At 46.3% G+C, this 15,814-nt stretch carries 13 protein-coding genes and 2 tRNA genes; 7 read left to right on the forward strand and 8 right to left on the reverse strand.

Annotation, left to right across the window (positions count from 1 at the left end):
* Positions 1 to 239: 239 nt before the first annotated feature.
* Both KOO62_10140 and KOO62_10145 read left to right on the forward strand, forming a co-directional pair.
* Entirely contained in the window at positions 240 to 1,946 is a 1,707-nt protein-coding gene (locus tag KOO62_10140) for a hypothetical protein (GenBank protein MBU8934353.1), read from the forward strand.
* Between the two features lie 494 nt (positions 1,947 to 2,440).
* A complete protein-coding gene (locus KOO62_10145) occupies positions 2,441 to 2,812 on the forward strand; it encodes a cupin domain-containing protein (protein MBU8934354.1) in 372 nt (123 codons plus the stop codon).
* Positions 2,813 to 3,537: 725 nt separating this feature from the next.
* Here KOO62_10145 and KOO62_10150 read toward each other — a convergent pair.
* The 4 genes from KOO62_10150 to KOO62_10165 form a co-directional block, all read right to left on the reverse strand.
* Positions 3,538 to 4,512: an NAD(P)-dependent alcohol dehydrogenase gene (locus KOO62_10150; GenBank protein MBU8934355.1), complete on the reverse strand. Its 975-nt coding sequence runs from the start codon at positions 4,510 to 4,512 to the stop codon at positions 3,538 to 3,540.
* A gap of 28 nt (positions 4,513 to 4,540) precedes the next feature.
* On the reverse strand, positions 4,541 to 5,158 hold the full coding sequence (locus KOO62_10155) for a hypothetical protein (protein ID MBU8934356.1): 618 nt from the start codon (positions 5,156 to 5,158) through the stop codon (positions 4,541 to 4,543).
* 78 nt (positions 5,159 to 5,236) lie between these two features.
* Positions 5,237 to 5,947, reverse strand: coding sequence for a DUF4386 domain-containing protein (locus KOO62_10160; protein ID MBU8934357.1), 711 nt, complete (start codon positions 5,945 to 5,947; stop codon positions 5,237 to 5,239).
* Positions 5,948 to 5,977: 30 nt separating this feature from the next.
* On the reverse strand, positions 5,978 to 6,694 hold the full coding sequence (locus KOO62_10165; GenBank protein ID MBU8934358.1) for a DUF4386 domain-containing protein: 717 nt from the start codon (positions 6,692 to 6,694) through the stop codon (positions 5,978 to 5,980).
* A 548-nt stretch (positions 6,695 to 7,242) separates the two neighbouring features.
* On the opposite strand from KOO62_10165, the gene KOO62_10170 reads away from it, so the two are divergent.
* Positions 7,243 to 7,500 (forward strand): hypothetical protein, encoded by a 258-nt coding sequence (locus tag KOO62_10170; protein MBU8934359.1) that lies wholly within the window; start codon positions 7,243 to 7,245, stop codon positions 7,498 to 7,500.
* 598 nt (positions 7,501 to 8,098) lie between these two features.
* On the forward strand, positions 8,099 to 8,602 hold the full coding sequence (locus tag KOO62_10175) for a DUF2059 domain-containing protein (protein MBU8934360.1): 504 nt from the start codon (positions 8,099 to 8,101) through the stop codon (positions 8,600 to 8,602).
* A gap of 1,141 nt (positions 8,603 to 9,743) precedes the next feature.
* Here KOO62_10175 and KOO62_10180 read toward each other — a convergent pair.
* The 4 genes from KOO62_10180 to KOO62_10195 all read right to left on the reverse strand — a co-directional run bounded on the left by KOO62_10180 (position 9,744) and on the right by KOO62_10195 (position 11,869).
* Positions 9,744 to 10,982 carry a dockerin type I repeat-containing protein gene (locus KOO62_10180; GenBank protein MBU8934361.1) on the reverse strand — a complete coding sequence of 413 codons (1,239 nt, stop codon included), beginning with the start codon at positions 10,980 to 10,982 and terminating at the stop codon, positions 9,744 to 9,746.
* A gap of 336 nt (positions 10,983 to 11,318) precedes the next feature.
* Positions 11,319 to 11,392, reverse strand: a tRNA-Asp gene (locus KOO62_10185).
* Between the two features lie 74 nt (positions 11,393 to 11,466).
* Positions 11,467 to 11,540 (reverse strand) — tRNA-Val (locus KOO62_10190).
* A gap of 116 nt (positions 11,541 to 11,656) precedes the next feature.
* A complete protein-coding gene (locus KOO62_10195) occupies positions 11,657 to 11,869 on the reverse strand; it encodes a TOBE domain-containing protein (GenBank protein ID MBU8934362.1) in 213 nt (70 codons plus the stop codon).
* A 312-nt stretch (positions 11,870 to 12,181) separates the two neighbouring features.
* On the opposite strand from KOO62_10195, the gene KOO62_10200 reads away from it, so the two are divergent.
* The 3 genes from KOO62_10200 (at position 12,182) to KOO62_10210 (ending at position 15,729) form a co-directional block, all read left to right on the forward strand.
* On the forward strand, positions 12,182 to 12,577 hold the full coding sequence (locus KOO62_10200; GenBank protein MBU8934363.1) for an NUDIX hydrolase: 396 nt from the start codon (positions 12,182 to 12,184) through the stop codon (positions 12,575 to 12,577).
* 233 nt (positions 12,578 to 12,810) lie between these two features.
* Positions 12,811 to 14,346: a TldD/PmbA family protein gene (locus KOO62_10205; protein ID MBU8934364.1), complete on the forward strand. Its 1,536-nt coding sequence runs from the start codon at positions 12,811 to 12,813 to the stop codon at positions 14,344 to 14,346.
* A 60-nt stretch (positions 14,347 to 14,406) separates the two neighbouring features.
* Positions 14,407 to 15,729, forward strand: a complete 1,323-nt coding sequence (locus KOO62_10210) for a TldD/PmbA family protein (protein ID MBU8934365.1) — start codon at positions 14,407 to 14,409, stop codon at positions 15,727 to 15,729.
* Positions 15,730 to 15,814: the final 85 nt, after the last annotated feature.

The following is a 15,814-nucleotide window of genomic DNA, read 5'->3' on the forward strand; positions in this document are numbered from 1 at the left end:
CTATAAGCGGGCCCAATATCACTCTCCCCAAACTTTTGTAGAATTCGAATTTTTTAATCCAATTCACATATTCAACCGCATCTGGAACACGTTGGCACATATTACGCTTACAGTAAGAAAGGAAGACCATTTATCCACTCCCGCTACCAGATTCCAACTTGGAAAAAGCTAGGCTTCTTGTTTATTCCGCATCCAGATACTAGTTGCGAGTGACCACCCGGCTGTATATACTGTTATTCATGTCTGGAAGGGTCCTTAAGAACATCGAAACTGCAATCAGATGGTTGACCGTAACCACCACAGTATTTTTCCTGATTGAGGAACTCGTAAGAGTTGTATGGTATGTGATAGGCGAATGGGGGATTTTTCAAGCAATAATTGATGGTGCTGTCCTTTATAAAATGGGCGAGACAGTCATACTGATACCATTTTTCTTGCATATACATTGGAACGGCGTTTGGACTGCAGAGAGACTACGTGATTTTGTTAGAAAGACGCGATGGTTGATTTGGTTTGGGGGAATTTTAGCGCTGGTTGCATCATTTGACCTGTTCAACAGGGTTGACTGGTCATTGTGGACCATTCCGTTGATGGTAATAGCCCTGACTCTGCCCCCTGTCATGGGCTTTCTCACCAAAAGAAGGGCGGTGTGGAAAGGACGAATACTAGCAATGGCTATAGTTTTTCTAGTTTTTTGTCACTATGCCGTCAGTTTTATTTTCACCGGTTATTTTATAACCCCTCTACCATCTTCTCATCCATCCCCAGCTAGCACCGCTCAAGGTCGATGGCAGCAAGATCTGGAGTATATGGCTGATAACCTGCCCCGGCTTCATCTAAACGCGTTTCATACCGTTCAGAAGGAACAATTTGAGGGGGAGGTTACCAGTTTGTACGATGCCATCCCTAGTTTGGACGAACATCAGATCATGGTTGGTTTTTACCGCATTACTGCTATGATTGGAGATGGTCACACGGCGATTACATCGTGGAGTGGTCCTGCAGCGGTCAAGTTCCCCATACGCTTGTACTGGCTGAGCGATGGACTATTTGTTATAGCGGCTACCGAAGAATACCGTAACATACTTGGTGGGAAGGTTTTGAGACTAGAAAATCTAACCGTCGATTCGGCTTTCAACGTTGTGAGCACCCTATTGCCATATGAGAGTGATGGATACTTGCTTCACAAGAGTGTGCGGTATCTTATCGACGTTGATTTCCTCAAGGGGTTGGGCATCGCAAATGAAAATGGTCAGATGGCTCTCGTTGTTGAAAACAGAGATGGAGATACGATCTATACAAACCTTGAATCGGTAGCACAGGTAGGTCATCAAGAGTTGATCCGACTACCGGAAACTTTCCCTTCTTACATGTCACATTCTAGGGGCGAGTATTGGTCTGAATATTTTGATGACTACAAGACAGCCTATCTAAAGTATAATTCTTTCACTAATCCGGTAGAGTTTCCGAAGTTCACGGAAGAATTCTGGGCGATGGTTGAAAATAAATCGGTCGAATATGTCATTATAGATTTTAGAGAAAACAGCGGAGGATATTCCTCGTGCTTTGATAGCTTTTTTGAAAACATTCTATTGCACGACAACATCAACCAGAGAGGCCACTTGTATCATTTGACGAACCGGCGCACTTACTCTTCCGCATCGCTGTATACTGGAATTATTCGGCGTGATACAGAAGCCATTCTGGCTGGAGAAGAGATGGGCGGTGGTCTGAACCGATATGGAGACATGCGCACGTTCAAGCTACCGAATTCTGGTGTCAAAGTGAGCTATAGTACGAAGTACTTCGAACTCTGGCCTAACACACTCCCGCCTTTCGAGATGGATCTTTTGTTAAGTCTCTCATCCAAAGAATATTTCACAGGACAAGATCCAGTTCTAGATTCCGTGCTTCAGCTTATCAGGTTGAATATCGGCATAGATTAAGGATCAGAGGGGTTATTGAAAAGAAAGAGCCCACGCATTAACGTGGGCTTTATTGGTCTATGTCGGGCTGCTACTGACAGACTTGGAACTTGTTTGGCTTCTCCAACACCGTGTGTAACCCCGGACTTGATGATACGTGTCAGGGCCTATCTATGTGATTGCCTGTGAAGGGTCTATATCAGTTCCGGTTCCAACTTCCCTCGCATCCGGCGTCTGCATGATCCGGCCCTTGAATCCAATCAAACGCAGCTGAATATAATCATACTGAGAAACAGGCTACCTCGCCTGTTCCCCGGCAGGGGGACATATTTATTAGTTGGAACTATAATGATAGTGGATTTGTTTAATCCATGATATGAAGAGTGGCCCGGATAGAGACACAGATATTTGCTTGCTGGCGGAGCCTTGCGACTATCCGGAACATTCCTGTAAAGAAATCGCAGAAATAACAGACGGCGGTTGCTTTCCAAGTGACCAACTAAGGAGAAATTGATTTGAAGCTACGCAAAGAAGAATTACCAGTTGCCCTGGAGTTGCCTGTCGCGACATTTCGTGTCGCTGAATGGGATGATATGGCGGTAGCGTATGTCGAACTGGCGGCGGGTGCCGACGCCACACCGCTGCTTGAAGGACTTCATGAGGACAAGTGTCAGTGTCCACATTGGGGGTATATGCTCAAAGGGGCCATTCACGTTCGTTACGGCAATGGCGAAGTGGAGGTATGTCGAGCAGGTGAGATGTTTCATTGGCCGGCCGGGCATACAGTTTGGGTGGAGGAGGACACGTCCTTCGTCGAATTCAGTCCAAGGAAAGAACTCAAGGAGTTGTACGACCATATAGGTAAGAAACTGGCGTCCGCTTCCTGAGAGATTTGGCCTGGTAGGAAAAGCCCCCTGCAAACGAGGGGGCTTCTTCATATCTATGGCGGGTTTGGTTATACGAATTTCGCAACTTCTTGATGTATGAGATAGGCAATTCTTATTTGGAATTGTAGAGATTATAATACTGTGCTACTAGAGTGGACTTACATCTCTTGCTGCTATTAGGACTTCTTAGATCGAAGATCTACTAAGTAAACCGAACAACAGCTCAGCGATCAATAATATACCTTTTTACTATAATCTCAATTATCTTATGAAGGATCATTACGACAATCACTCCGAAAACAATGAGTATTAAATGTGCCAATACTGGAACTCCTTGTTCTGTATCTATAAAACCATCAAGGAATTCATAACCTCTTATCGGAATTGTTAAGATGTAGGCTATTACAAATAGTATGGAAGCGATAAGTCTACGTTGTCTCCAATAATACCAATCTTTCCATCGCATAGCGTAATATAAGAAAAAAAACTCACCGTTCAATTGATATTGCAATCAAAATAACCTTGAGGGTTTATGAGATGTGCTCGAACCGGTATCTCATTGTAATACAGGGGGATGAGAAAAAGCGGGGTGGACCTCACTCTCAGAAAATTTTGTGGTGTTCCGTTTTTCTATTCGGTTACACTATGCCACGACCAGTGGAAGACGTTGGAAGTCAATAAAATGCGACAAGTAAGGTATGGCAAAAAGAAGATCGTCCTTGCTGTTATTTCTCGTCAAAGGTGATGACCACTTTTCCTCGTGCGTGTCCTTTTTCAACATATCGGATCGCCTCAGGAGTTTCACTCAAAGAGTACTTCCTATCTACTACAGGCGCTATTTTGCCGGCCTCCAAAAGCTCCTTTATGAAGACCAAATCTGCCTGATTCACGTTCGCCATGAATGAAATAACTTTTCTATCCTTCATCCTTGCAATAAGAGGATTGAAAATCAGCGATTGTAGAATACTCGAAGTTGATGAAGAGCCGCCAACTCCGACATATATGCCGGTAGCTTTTAGCACGCGCAGAGGCTTTCGTATTGAATGAAATGCGGCATTGTCTAAGATCAGATCATACACCTTCCCGCTCAACCAGAAGTCTTCTTTAGTATAATCTATCACGTGATCTGCGCCAATCGACCGAACCATCTCGAAGTTTTTTCCGCTACACACTCCGGTTACTTGCGCTCCTAGCATCTTAGCTATCTGTATCGCAAATGTCCCCACTCCACCGGATGCGCCGTTGATCAAGACATGTTGTCCTGATTGCAGTCGTCCGTGATCACGAAGAGCCTGCAACGCTGTAATGCCGGCGACCGGCACAGTTGCCGCCTGCTCAAGAGTCATGGCTGTCGGCTTCAGCACCAATTTGTCCTCGCGAACACACGCATATTCTGCAAATCCACCCATGCTCGAGCCAAAGACTTCGTCACCAACCTTAAACTGAATTACATCCTTACCAACAGCTTCAACCCGGCCAGCCATGTCGGCACCGAGTATCTGGTGTTTCGGTTTCAGAAGTCCAAAGCCCATTAGTCGAACCAGAAAAGGCTCGCCACGTAGAATGTGCCAGTCAAGCGGGTTCACCGACGCCGCATGTATCTTTACCAAAGCTTGATTGTCTGTTGGCGCGGGCTTGTCGACTTCTTTCAGTTCCAAGATATCGGGCGATCCATATCTTGTGCGTACGATAGCTTTCATATTAAACCCCAATGTTTAATACACGATATTAGCGGTTCGTTGTTTTCCTTCTCCTAAATTCATCTTTCGATATTGTCCTTGTTAGGTGATAATATAGGAATAATTTTTTTACGATAAATATTATCCCAGTTCTAACATATAGATAAAGTACAACTCCTATTAAAGCTAATATAGTACCCACTCCTGTGGGAAGAACTGCACCAATTGTAAATGTCATACCAATGACAAATCCTAAGAAACATTCTGCTCGATAAATTGGATAGAACAGAGCCAATAGAAAAAGTCCATACATCATATAGCCTGAAAGATTTGAATAACCAAGAGTGAAAAATACAGAAAGTAGTATTCCGAATGATAAAGCAAAGAGAAACCCGTAAGTATATTTTATTGGAAAATTTAATAGGTTTGACTTATTATCATTATTACGAATTAGTCGTTTTTGTATGCGATAAGTTAAAGACAATGTAAGTAAAGGAAGTAAGAGACCACTCCACCAATTAGAAATTTTAGGCAAATCCCCCCGTTGTAATATATGGTGGCTTGGTACACCACCATGGTAGTGATCCCATATCAATAGTGACCATATGCCAACTGTTACTATTCCTGTAAAATATAGACTTCTTTTATAAAACGTTTTTTCGGTCATAATGATTTGATTTTAAGCGGCTTGTTATTTTTTCTTTTCTTGTTGTCTACTGTCAATAGGCGAAACTGTCTATTGTCATTATTGTCTTTCAATTGCTGATATATTGTTTTTTACACCTTTAATTAAGAGCCATAGGGTTATTGAAATTTCTCCTAGAATCAAGAAAGGCATTGCGAATTGTGTAACAATAGTTTGGTAATCAGGAAAAAGTAAAGATACGAATGAATGTATGATGTAAGCTATACCATTAAGAATTAGAAAAACCCCAATTAAACGAGGGATGAATCCCGATTTATAAGCCAAATAACCAAATGGCAAAAGCCAAAGTCCCCAGAACATTTCTAATGTCAAACTCCCGTAATTATTAATTTTTAGAAAAAGCATTGCCAAATCTTGTCTTTGACTAAGTTCAAATGTTTTCAATACTTCGCCTTTAAAAATCATAAGGGAAGCAATACTAAATCCGTCCATAATAAAAATCACAGGAATTGTCACAGAAAACAATGCTACTATAAGTAAAGCTTGATGTTTATTCACTTGTTCGAACAATTTATAAAGAGCGAATAATAAAAAGATACAAATAGTAACACTAAGAAGATCATTTATTATACCTGTTCGAAACATAAACTCATTACTTAGTAATTTATTGGCTGTGGCAACTGCATTGCCCGCAACAATAGTTTGTGAAGGAACATATATCATCCCATATATGCCAGTTATTACCCAAATAAGATATAGTCCGCCAGCAAGTCTTGCGGTCTTTTTTAGAGTGAACACTTTATTTTCCATATATCTATTTTTATTAGATTTTTGTAATTTCTATTGATTTACCGGATTTGGCTGAGCTTTTAATCCCTTAATCAGAAGCCAAAAACCTAATGTTAGTTCGAAAATAGTTAAAGGCACATCGAACAAACCTATGTGAACTATCTCTCCATAGCCAGGGAAAATGAGGTAAGCAAAAGCACAGAACACACACCATGCCGATGATGTGATGCCAAAAATAGCTAATGTCTTTGGTATATACTTTGATTTGAGCAATAGGTAGCTGCAAACCGTAGCAGCTAATCCCCAGAACGGCAGGCCAACATAGTATGCGTCCCAACTATTGTTAAGAAGTAACCTCGATAGGGCTTGTAATTGATCTGTCTCAAAGACTTTCAGGAAACCGGCATCACCCAGAAGGCGCAACGCACCAAATGTATTGATAGCCATAATGGCCCACATAGAAGCATATACGAACCTGGTTAATGCTGCTGTCAGAGCAAAATTCTTGTTAACCGGCTTGAGTATCACATAAAGCGATGTTGACATTAAGATCAGGGTTGCAAGGTAGATTAGATTACAAATAATGTTGAAACGAAACAATGTTTCATGTGCCAACATGTTCCGGGCAGTTTCTGCAACATCCGAAACGATAAACCGAAAGCCGACGCTGTAATTTGAAATAACTACAATTGCGATCGCGAATATTAAAGTGAATCCAGCGATTCGTGCGGCCTTGTGTTGTGACTCATTGGGTGCGATGTTTGTCAAATCAATTCGTCCTTTCCGGAAGGATTAGAGTATTTCCATGCATACTAATCCTGTATTCTTTCACAGATCTAAATCATTATTCTAAGGAATACGAAGTTCCCACCCCAGATGTTTCACGGAGAAGCACGGCCAGTCTTTGGAACTACAGCATCGAAGTATCGCCTGAATTCGCGTGCTAAATTTTTCCGACGTCTCGATACACCAGTAGCAAAGAGGAAAGATTGGTAAAGAGTTTTGTGAGAGTGCTGTTAGCGATTCGGAGCGGCCGCTAACTCATCGGAATCCTAATAGATATAATAAAAACGGGGTTTGTTAGATGATCTTCGCAACTTTTGTTTTACGAGAGAATTGAATTAGCCCTTTAGACTATTGAAAAAGCGGGGTTGGTTGTACGAATTTCGCAACTTTTTGCTGCATGACAATTACATGATGGGGAGGGTGGAATGTGTAGAAGTAGGGAGAGGTTGAGATGGATGTTGTCTACGAAGACACTTGTTGAATATTTCTCTCTTTGGCTGGTAGTTAGTTTAGACTGGAGGATGAAATAGATGAATGCTTATAAAATCGAAATCGGGGAAGCTGTTCGAGTACGCAAGATGTTCTTTTACGAAACTCAAATTGCTTATGCCGGGATGCCGAGTGCGGATATATATTCATTGGTAATTGTAAATACCGAAGCTCATAATTCCTGGTCGTTTAATCTCTATGTACCTGTTAGAAAAAAAGAGATTAAGATAAGCAAGGGGACAATCCGGGTGGTTAGGGTTGATGAGAATTCGGTTGAGTTTGAGTTCTTGAAGAATTGATGGAGCGGATTGGTCTGAAACGACACTGTCAAATATGCAAAGTGATAAGGAGTGTCAATGATTAGACTCGAACTGAAAAGGAGTGTATGTGAATGTAGAACAACGACTTATATAAGCGGGGTTGACTGTTCAATACCCAGAACTTTTCGGATGAGGTTCCGGCTGGCCTAGGACAAAGCGGGCCGTTACTGACAGACTTGGAACATATCTACTTACCAATCCAAACCCGAAGGTCATGGAAGTGCTTGAACCAGTGGGACGGTTGTCTGCTTGGCGTGTGACGAACTGAGCGAAGCTGGTTTGCGGGTCAGCTGCTATCACTGGTTAAGTACACTGGTTCCTATTGATGCTTCTATTCCCGGTCATAATTTCTCGACTATGGAGCAGAGTCCATATTGGCCGCGGCAAAACATCCAGGCCGTCTTTGAGACTATTTGCTTGCTCGTAAATGCCACACTATAGATAATGCGGTGGTTGATTGATATGAAACTATGGAAGTGACTGCCTTTGAAGCCAAACCAGATATGTTGGACGGTCACGAAACAGCTCTACTAAATTTCGATGCCAGACTTAATCCTAAGATGAAGGGAGGAGAAAGTTGAAAAAGATGCTCGTAGTCTCATTACTTTTTCTTGCAATATGTACTACCTGTTCAATGGCAGGTGAGGCAAGCCACAAGAAGACTGCTTTGGAGCTCCTGGAGATCACTAACGCAGAAGAGACGTTTGATCAAATGTTGACATCAATGGAAAGCATGATGGAACAACAGCTGATAGCAACCGATCTGACACAAGAGGCAAAAGAAGCTTCGCAAGCTATGCAGAAGGAGATGATGGATTGGATGTCTGGGTTCTTTAGTTGGGAACAGCTACGAGAACAGTACGCTGATATCTATGTTGAAGTCTTCACTGAAGGTGAATTGAAGGAGCTTATTGAATTCTATCAATCTCCTATTGGACAGAAGTTTCTCAGCAAGATGCCAGACATCATTCAAAAGTCAATGGAATTGACGCAAACTGTGGCTTTGGATATGTGGCCAGAGTTTAATGAACGACTTCAGAAGAGAATCTTGGAACTCGATGAAGAGCAGGAAGACGACTAGTTTTCAGACATAACACAAGCATATCACGAATGTGACCGCGCACAGACTGTGCAGCGATATATCGTTCAGAGTTTGTTCTGGAAGTTCGAATTGGCACATAGCTGAAGTATTGCAGTATTCAGTTCTAAGAGCAGCTACTAACAGGTTTTGCACGATTCTGCAATCCGGGAAGGCAACCGAAATCAGGCAGAAGATTAGCTGCATTGAAGCCTCGAGTGCCTAGACCTGACAGTCTTGGAAACGCTAAGTCGATCGTTCGTAGCTGGATATGTAAATGCGGGGTTGACTGTTTAATACCCAGAACTTTTAGGATGTGGTTTAGGCTATGCTGACAGGAAACTCGGGGTTGACTGTACGTCTTCAGACAATCCGGACAAAGCACCTTGAGGCCCAAGCCATAGTCTGTACTCTGTCACCTGTCCATCATATCAACTGAGTCGATGAGAGTAGAGCGCAATACTAGTATGACACCGATTCCAATCTTAGAATGCGTTAGATGGGAAGCAGAAAATCGAGAAAGGAGCGGCACGACAATATGTGATGCCACTGGCTACAATGAATGGCGGAGAAAGTAGGCTTCTAACCGAAGTACACAGACATTTACTCACATGTCATAATCTGTATTAAACAGAAAACAACCGAGAAATGGCACAAATCTATTATATGTACTTGCAAGCTATTGGGAGACAAGGCCGAGCAACAGACTCAAGTCCTCTCACGCCAACCATCTTGTCATCCCCGACTAAGACACAATTGGACGCCAAGACAGGGAAGAGGCAACAGCTATTACGGAAGCATGCAATGTGATTTGAAATGGACTTTGCTTACAGTCATCTCGAAACTGCTTCAAAATGAAAGAACCAACTCTTGACCGCCGTCGTAAGGCTGTGTAGATGAGGGGATTACAGCCTACGTCTTGCCGGGGACTGCGAGACATTCTCCCCGATCAAGAGATGTGCAATATCGTTAGGTTACAACAAGAAAGCGGGCTTTACGAGACGAGTTCCTAAAAGCCTCGTCAAGCCGTTCTCTCATGCTTTTGCGGATCTGGAGCAAGGTCGGGGAGCAATCCACCCGCTGGCATCTCTGCCAGCGGGCTCATGTCTAATCGAATGTTCAGTAGGTCGAAGTCGGCTTCCGGCTATCCGAAGATGACACGCGCTATAAGCAGTTGCAAGTCGCTGATGGTCACCACGCCATCGCCGTCAAGGTCACCCGATTCGATTGAATTGGGCGCCGGACCACCCAGGAAGAGATAGCTTACCATATATGTTAAATCGGCAATATTAACTTGGCCGTCGAGATTCAAGTCACCCGAAATGTGACCAATGAGCGTGACATCGCCAAGAAACAGAAACGGCGAGCCATCATAGTACATGCCTGAAACTGTGTAGGTCTCGGACACGGTGTCCCAGAACGTCATGTAGCCAAGAATAAAGTCTCTCATCGGGCAGGTGATTTCCAGCACACCGCCGGTGAAGTCGGGATGCGAACCGAGGAGCGTTGTCGCAACCGGCGCAATGCCACCATTGATCTGCACCGTTGAGGGATCAATGTCAACGACCGTGTGCCCATCGGTAATATCCCCGACATAGATACTAGTCGTGAGCACGGGAACGGTATAAGCCTGGTAAGTGTGCATCGTGTCCGGATCGATCAGAGACACTCCGTTCGATCCGCAATTCCCTTCCAGAGAATTAAGTCCCTCTGACCAGAGCTCAAGGTTCCACGTAAAGCCAGCATCGTCAATAAGATCCAACCATTCTCCGTTGTAATTGTTGTACGTGGCGTTACTTCGCGGTGGAACAATAACACCATCATCTACGACTACGTCCAGTAAGTCGAAACCGAGAGCGGTCGGAACCCAAAGTCCTGCATAGTAGGGTCCTGTCACACAGCATGGGTCGGGAAAAGGCAGACTCACGATGTAAGCCCCTGGGCTGGGGAAACTGACAGTGTACAGTGGCCCTGGGCATATCACATTACCTATGACGTCGGGGTCACCATAATCGAACACGAGTGGCTGCATTTCAACGGTCAATGCCTGTTGCACGTGGACGGCCCAGTTGATGGCCGTAACTTCGAAGGGGTAGGTATTAAGGCATCCTGTCTCGACCGGATCTTGATAGGCGGCGTAGTACTCCTCCCCGTATAACCACCCACCGACGAAGTAGGCTAGGCCGCCCTGCCACTCGCCGTCACAGAAGGCACGGTTGCCACCCTGGTCGGGCTGAATTAATTGGGGCGTGATGTTTACAGGTGTCGCGGTTAACGCAATGGCCTTCACTTGCTGTGGTTTTTCAATCGGGTCTGCCCAGGATGGTGCGATCAGGAGCACCAGCAGTCCCATGGCAACCAGGAGCGTAAAGGTTCGCTTCATGACAATCTCCCTTCTGTGGATAAGTGAATATCGCAGTACAGACCTAATGTAGTCTATTTTGCCCTTGTCGTCAAAGCTTTTTGCAGTGTACGGAGGCACAGATGGAACTTTGTGAACGCACCGCTCCTTTTTGAACCCGTCGTGTTTATAGCAAACGCATCAACGCCGATGAGATCGTCCCATACCTCTCAATTATTCCGATGTACTGCAGTACAACTAAATACGGGTCTGGGCGGGGATACGGTTGAGGAGATCGGAGCGAACAAGGAGGAGTTCTGTGTGTTGAACAGTTGGCGTTCTGCTAATGAACTGTATTGTAGTAGATTACGATAGATGCGGGGTTGACGAGACTCGAACTCGCGGCCTCCTGCGTGACAGGCAGGCGTTCTAACCAACTGAACTACAACCCCGTTATGGGTATATCCACTTATCGACAATCTCTTGCCGATCCTTTGCCATCGCGCCTCGGGGTCACCCAAAATACTGGGCGATACTGGATTCGAACCAGTGACCCCCTGCGTGTAAAGCAGGTGCTCTAACCAACTGAGCTAACCGCCCTTCACGACGCAACCGCATCGGCGAACAAGTATAGTCAAAGTCTCAAAAAAAGCAAGGCCAAATCCTGCCCTGACGGAAAACTTAGAAAAATGTCTCGGGGCAGTGGATTTTCGCCTCTAACCCTCGCGCACCGGAAGAACATGAATCGCCTTGACAACCAGCAGAACTTCGTCGCCGACTTTGAGGGCGAGGTCTTTGGCCGATTCGGTAGTCAAAACCGAGGCCATCTGGCAGGGCTCGGTGATATCAAACTTCACCAGCGACATTACATCACCTTCCTTCACCGACATCACCTTACCCTGGATACAATTGCGAGCGCCGTATTTCATCACCTACCTCCTCGTTTGATTACAGTCTACGCCCATATCGAAACAACAGGCCACGCCTGTGTCAAGGTTTGACAGAACCCCAACACGAACAAAAAAGGCGGAGCGTCCTTGCTCCGCCATACACCTGGGACTCTGCATACATGCAGGTATGTGCTTTCCCTAAACCCGGTAGTCCGGCCCTCCCATAGTGCCTACTAGTTAAACAATCCATTCCCCCGGTTGGTTCACTTCGTTTGGCTTTGTCCATTATGTTGCATCACGCCAACGACTGACGCATAATGGACTAACTGATTTAAGATCGGAGGTTGTTCGATGGCCAGCCCAACTATGGCAGTGGATATTGTAATTGTCTATCCTGACGGCGACGTAGTACTCATTGAGCGCGGTGTGGAGCCATTCAAAGGCACTTGGGCGTTGCCCGGTGGAGGGGTTGAGATCGGAGAGACGGTTGAGCAGGCGGCAGTGCGGGAGGCCAAAGAGGAAACCGGTCTGGATATTCGGCTGGAATACCTGGTCGGAGTCTATTCTGATCCCGGGCGCGATCCCCGCGGTCACACCGTCTCGATTGTCTATCGTGCCATACCGATTGGAGGGGAACTATACGCCGATACCGATGCGGCTAAGGTGATCAAAACAAGTGATTATCTTAATATCTCGCTGGCTTTCGATCATGACCGGATTATCCGAGACGCTCTTGACGAGGGGTAGACTGCGATCATGTGGCGACAGCTTCCGTCCATGTTCACGTTCGGTGCGAAAGAGTCTTCGACAAGAAAACGTCCAGCCCATACACGCCTGGGACTCGCCACCGAAAAAATCGAACCCTTTTGCTAAAACTTTCGTCTGATATAGTATGTGTTGTGGAGTACCAATGCGTCCAATTCGAGATTCAAGAACAATGTAAATAGACAAATCCAGTGGAGGTAACCGTCATGGGAGACATGACCCGAAGAGATTTTGTCAGAGTAGGAGCACAGGGACTAGCTCTGGCCGCCATTCCTGTGGTCTTTAGAGTAAACCCCGCCGCCGCTTTTTCAGTCCCGGCTGGGGGAGACACGCGCTTGAGTACTTTCCTCGACCATTTTAGCGTAAGTGAAACCGACATTCGCCAGGTAATGGGAGTGGCTCTCGAACGGGGTGGAGATTTCTGTGACCTGTTTTTCGAACATCGCATCACCAACTGGGTCGGACTAGAGGATGAAGCTGTCAACCAAGCTTACAGTACTATTGATCTGGGACTTGGCATTCGTGTTTTGGAGGGCGACCAGTCAGGTTTCTCCTTTACCGAGGAACTCACTCTCCAAGCCATGAAGAGGGCTGCACGGACAGCGTCGAGGATTGCCAAAGAGACCGCCAATGCGGCTCCCGAAAAACTTGCATTCGCAGAGACGCCGGACTATCACGTCATAAAGCAGCCCTGGGAACAAGTAGGTATTGATCAAAAAATACCGTACCTCCAGAAGATCAACAGCAATATTCACAGCCTCGACAAAAGGATAATAAAGTCGCGGCTATGGTTTGGTGATCAGACTTCATATTGCATGATTGCGACCTCCGACGGCCTGATCGTGTGCGACTATCGACCCATGACCCAGATAGCCGCCTCGTGCACAGCCGAACAGGGCAACCAGCGCGAGAAGAACGGGTTCAGCCTTAGCGGTCGCCAGGATCTCAATTTCTACAGTCAGGTCAACATTGATCGTATCGCCAAAGAAGCCGTGGGACGTACGGTGCGTCTGTTCGACGCTGTCAAACCGGAAGCAGGCGAAATGGAAGTTGTTCTCGCGGCCGGCAACTCCGGTATTCTGCTCCACGAAGCGATTGGTCACGGTATGGAGGCTGATTTTAACCGTAAGGGGATTTCGATATTCGCTGACAAGATCAACAAAAAGGTGGCCGAGGACTTTGTTTCGATCGTCGATGACGGCACCTGTGAGCACGCCCGCGGCTCATTGAACGTCGATGATGAAGGCAACAATACCGAGAAGACTTTCCTCGTCGAAAACGGTATTCTCAAGAGCTACCTTCACGATAACATCAGCGCCAAACATTATGGTGTTACTCCTACCGGCAACGGACGCCGGCAATCCTTCCGCTATCCACCCATGCCCCGCATGAGGTGTACTTATATGCTGCCGGGTCCGCATACCAAAGATGAGATTATCGCCAGTTGCAAAAAAGGCATTTACGCTGAGTCATTCAACAATGGTGAAGTCCACATCGGGGCCGGTGATTTCACCTTCTATGTCAATTCCGGTAACCTGATCGAGAACGGCAAACTGACCGCCCCGATCAAGGACATCAACATTATTGGCAATGGTCCGGAGGTTCTCCGCAACATTGTCATGGTGGGTGATGATCCCAGGTTAGCCGAAGGTGGCGGTATGTGTGGTAAGAACGGTCAGGGAGTGCCCACTTCGATGGGACTACCGACGGCCAAAGTTTCGGCCATTACAGTGGGAGGTGTGTCCTCGTGAACTTCGGAAAAAACAGACCGGAAAACAGGACACCACAAATGAGAAAACAAGGTTGGAATCATGAATAGTAAGGAAAGACTGGCTCTGGCCCACTGGGTAGCCACAGAAGCCAATAAGAACGGTGCCGATGAGGCCGCCGTCAATCTCAGCAACTCTCGAGATGTGAGCGTACAGTTTAGAGATCGTACGCTTGAAGAACTCAACGAATCGGTTCAGAACTCGCTTAGTCTCAGTATCTACGCCAACCATCGCTACTCGGCGCATACGACCAATGATCTCCGCAAGGAATCGTTGGAACGGTTTATTAGTGAAGCGGTGGCGATGACGAAGTATCTCAGCGAAGATGAGTTCCGCACCCTGCCCGACCCTAAACACTATACCGGTAGGGAGGATATCGACCTGCAGGTGTATGACGAAGCGTATGAGTCGGTCACTTCCGATGAAAGGATCAGGATCGCTACCGCGATTGAAGACGCCGCTCTGGGTCACAGCGACCGCCTTATCTCCTGCACCACCGGGTTCAACGATTCGCTTTATGAATCGGTTAAGGTGCACAGTAACGGCTTCGAGGGAGTACGTCGCGGGACCAGTTTTTCGGCCGGGGCCGAGGCAACCGTCAAAGGGGACGGGGACAATCGACCCGAGGATTGGGACTGGAGAACGGTTCGATTCCTGAAGGACATGCCCGCTCCCGAGCAGCTCGGTATCAACGCCGTCAATCGCGCCCTGGGCAAACTCGGCCAGAAGAAGATCGAGTCCGGCACGTATGACATGATTATCGAAAACCGAACTGCAGGACGATTCATCTATCCGCTCTATGGCCCCATGCAGGCGTCGTCTTTGCAGCAAAAAAACTCCTGGCTCGATGGCAAACAGGGCGAGAGAATAGCCTCCGACAAACTCACGATGATTGACGATCCCTTCATCAAGAGCGGCCTCGGTTCGAGGTTATTCGATGGTGATGGCATCGCTACAAAACAGCGTACTATCGTCGATAAAGGCATTCTGAAGTCCTACTATATCGACTGGTATTACGGTCGCAAGATGGGGCTGGAACCAACCGTCGGCTCATCGACCAACCTGACTTTCGGATTGGGTAACCGCTCCCTTGACGAAATGGTGAAAGGCCTCGAGAGGGGCATCCTGGTGACCGGTTTTATCGGCGGCAATTCCAATTCGCTCACCGGTGATTTCTCCTACGGCATCATGGGCAAACTGATCGAAAACGGTCAGGTCGTGCACCCGGTCAACGAGATGAACATCTCCGGAATCCTGGTCGATATCTGGAATCAATTGGAGGAGATGGGCAACGACGAGTGGGTCTACTCTTCGTGGCGTCGCCCATCAATGTACTTCAAGGATGTTCAATTTAGCGGCATCTAACAGTTATCTGACAAAATCAACGCCAGTCCACAGATAGTGGGCTGGCGTTTTCTTCTGATTCACCATTACCTGTCGCATTGGTCGT

Source organism: Candidatus Zixiibacteriota bacterium (assembly GCA_019038695.1).
In the GTDB taxonomy this organism is placed as follows: Bacteria; Zixibacteria; MSB-5A5; order GN15; family FEB-12; genus B120-G9.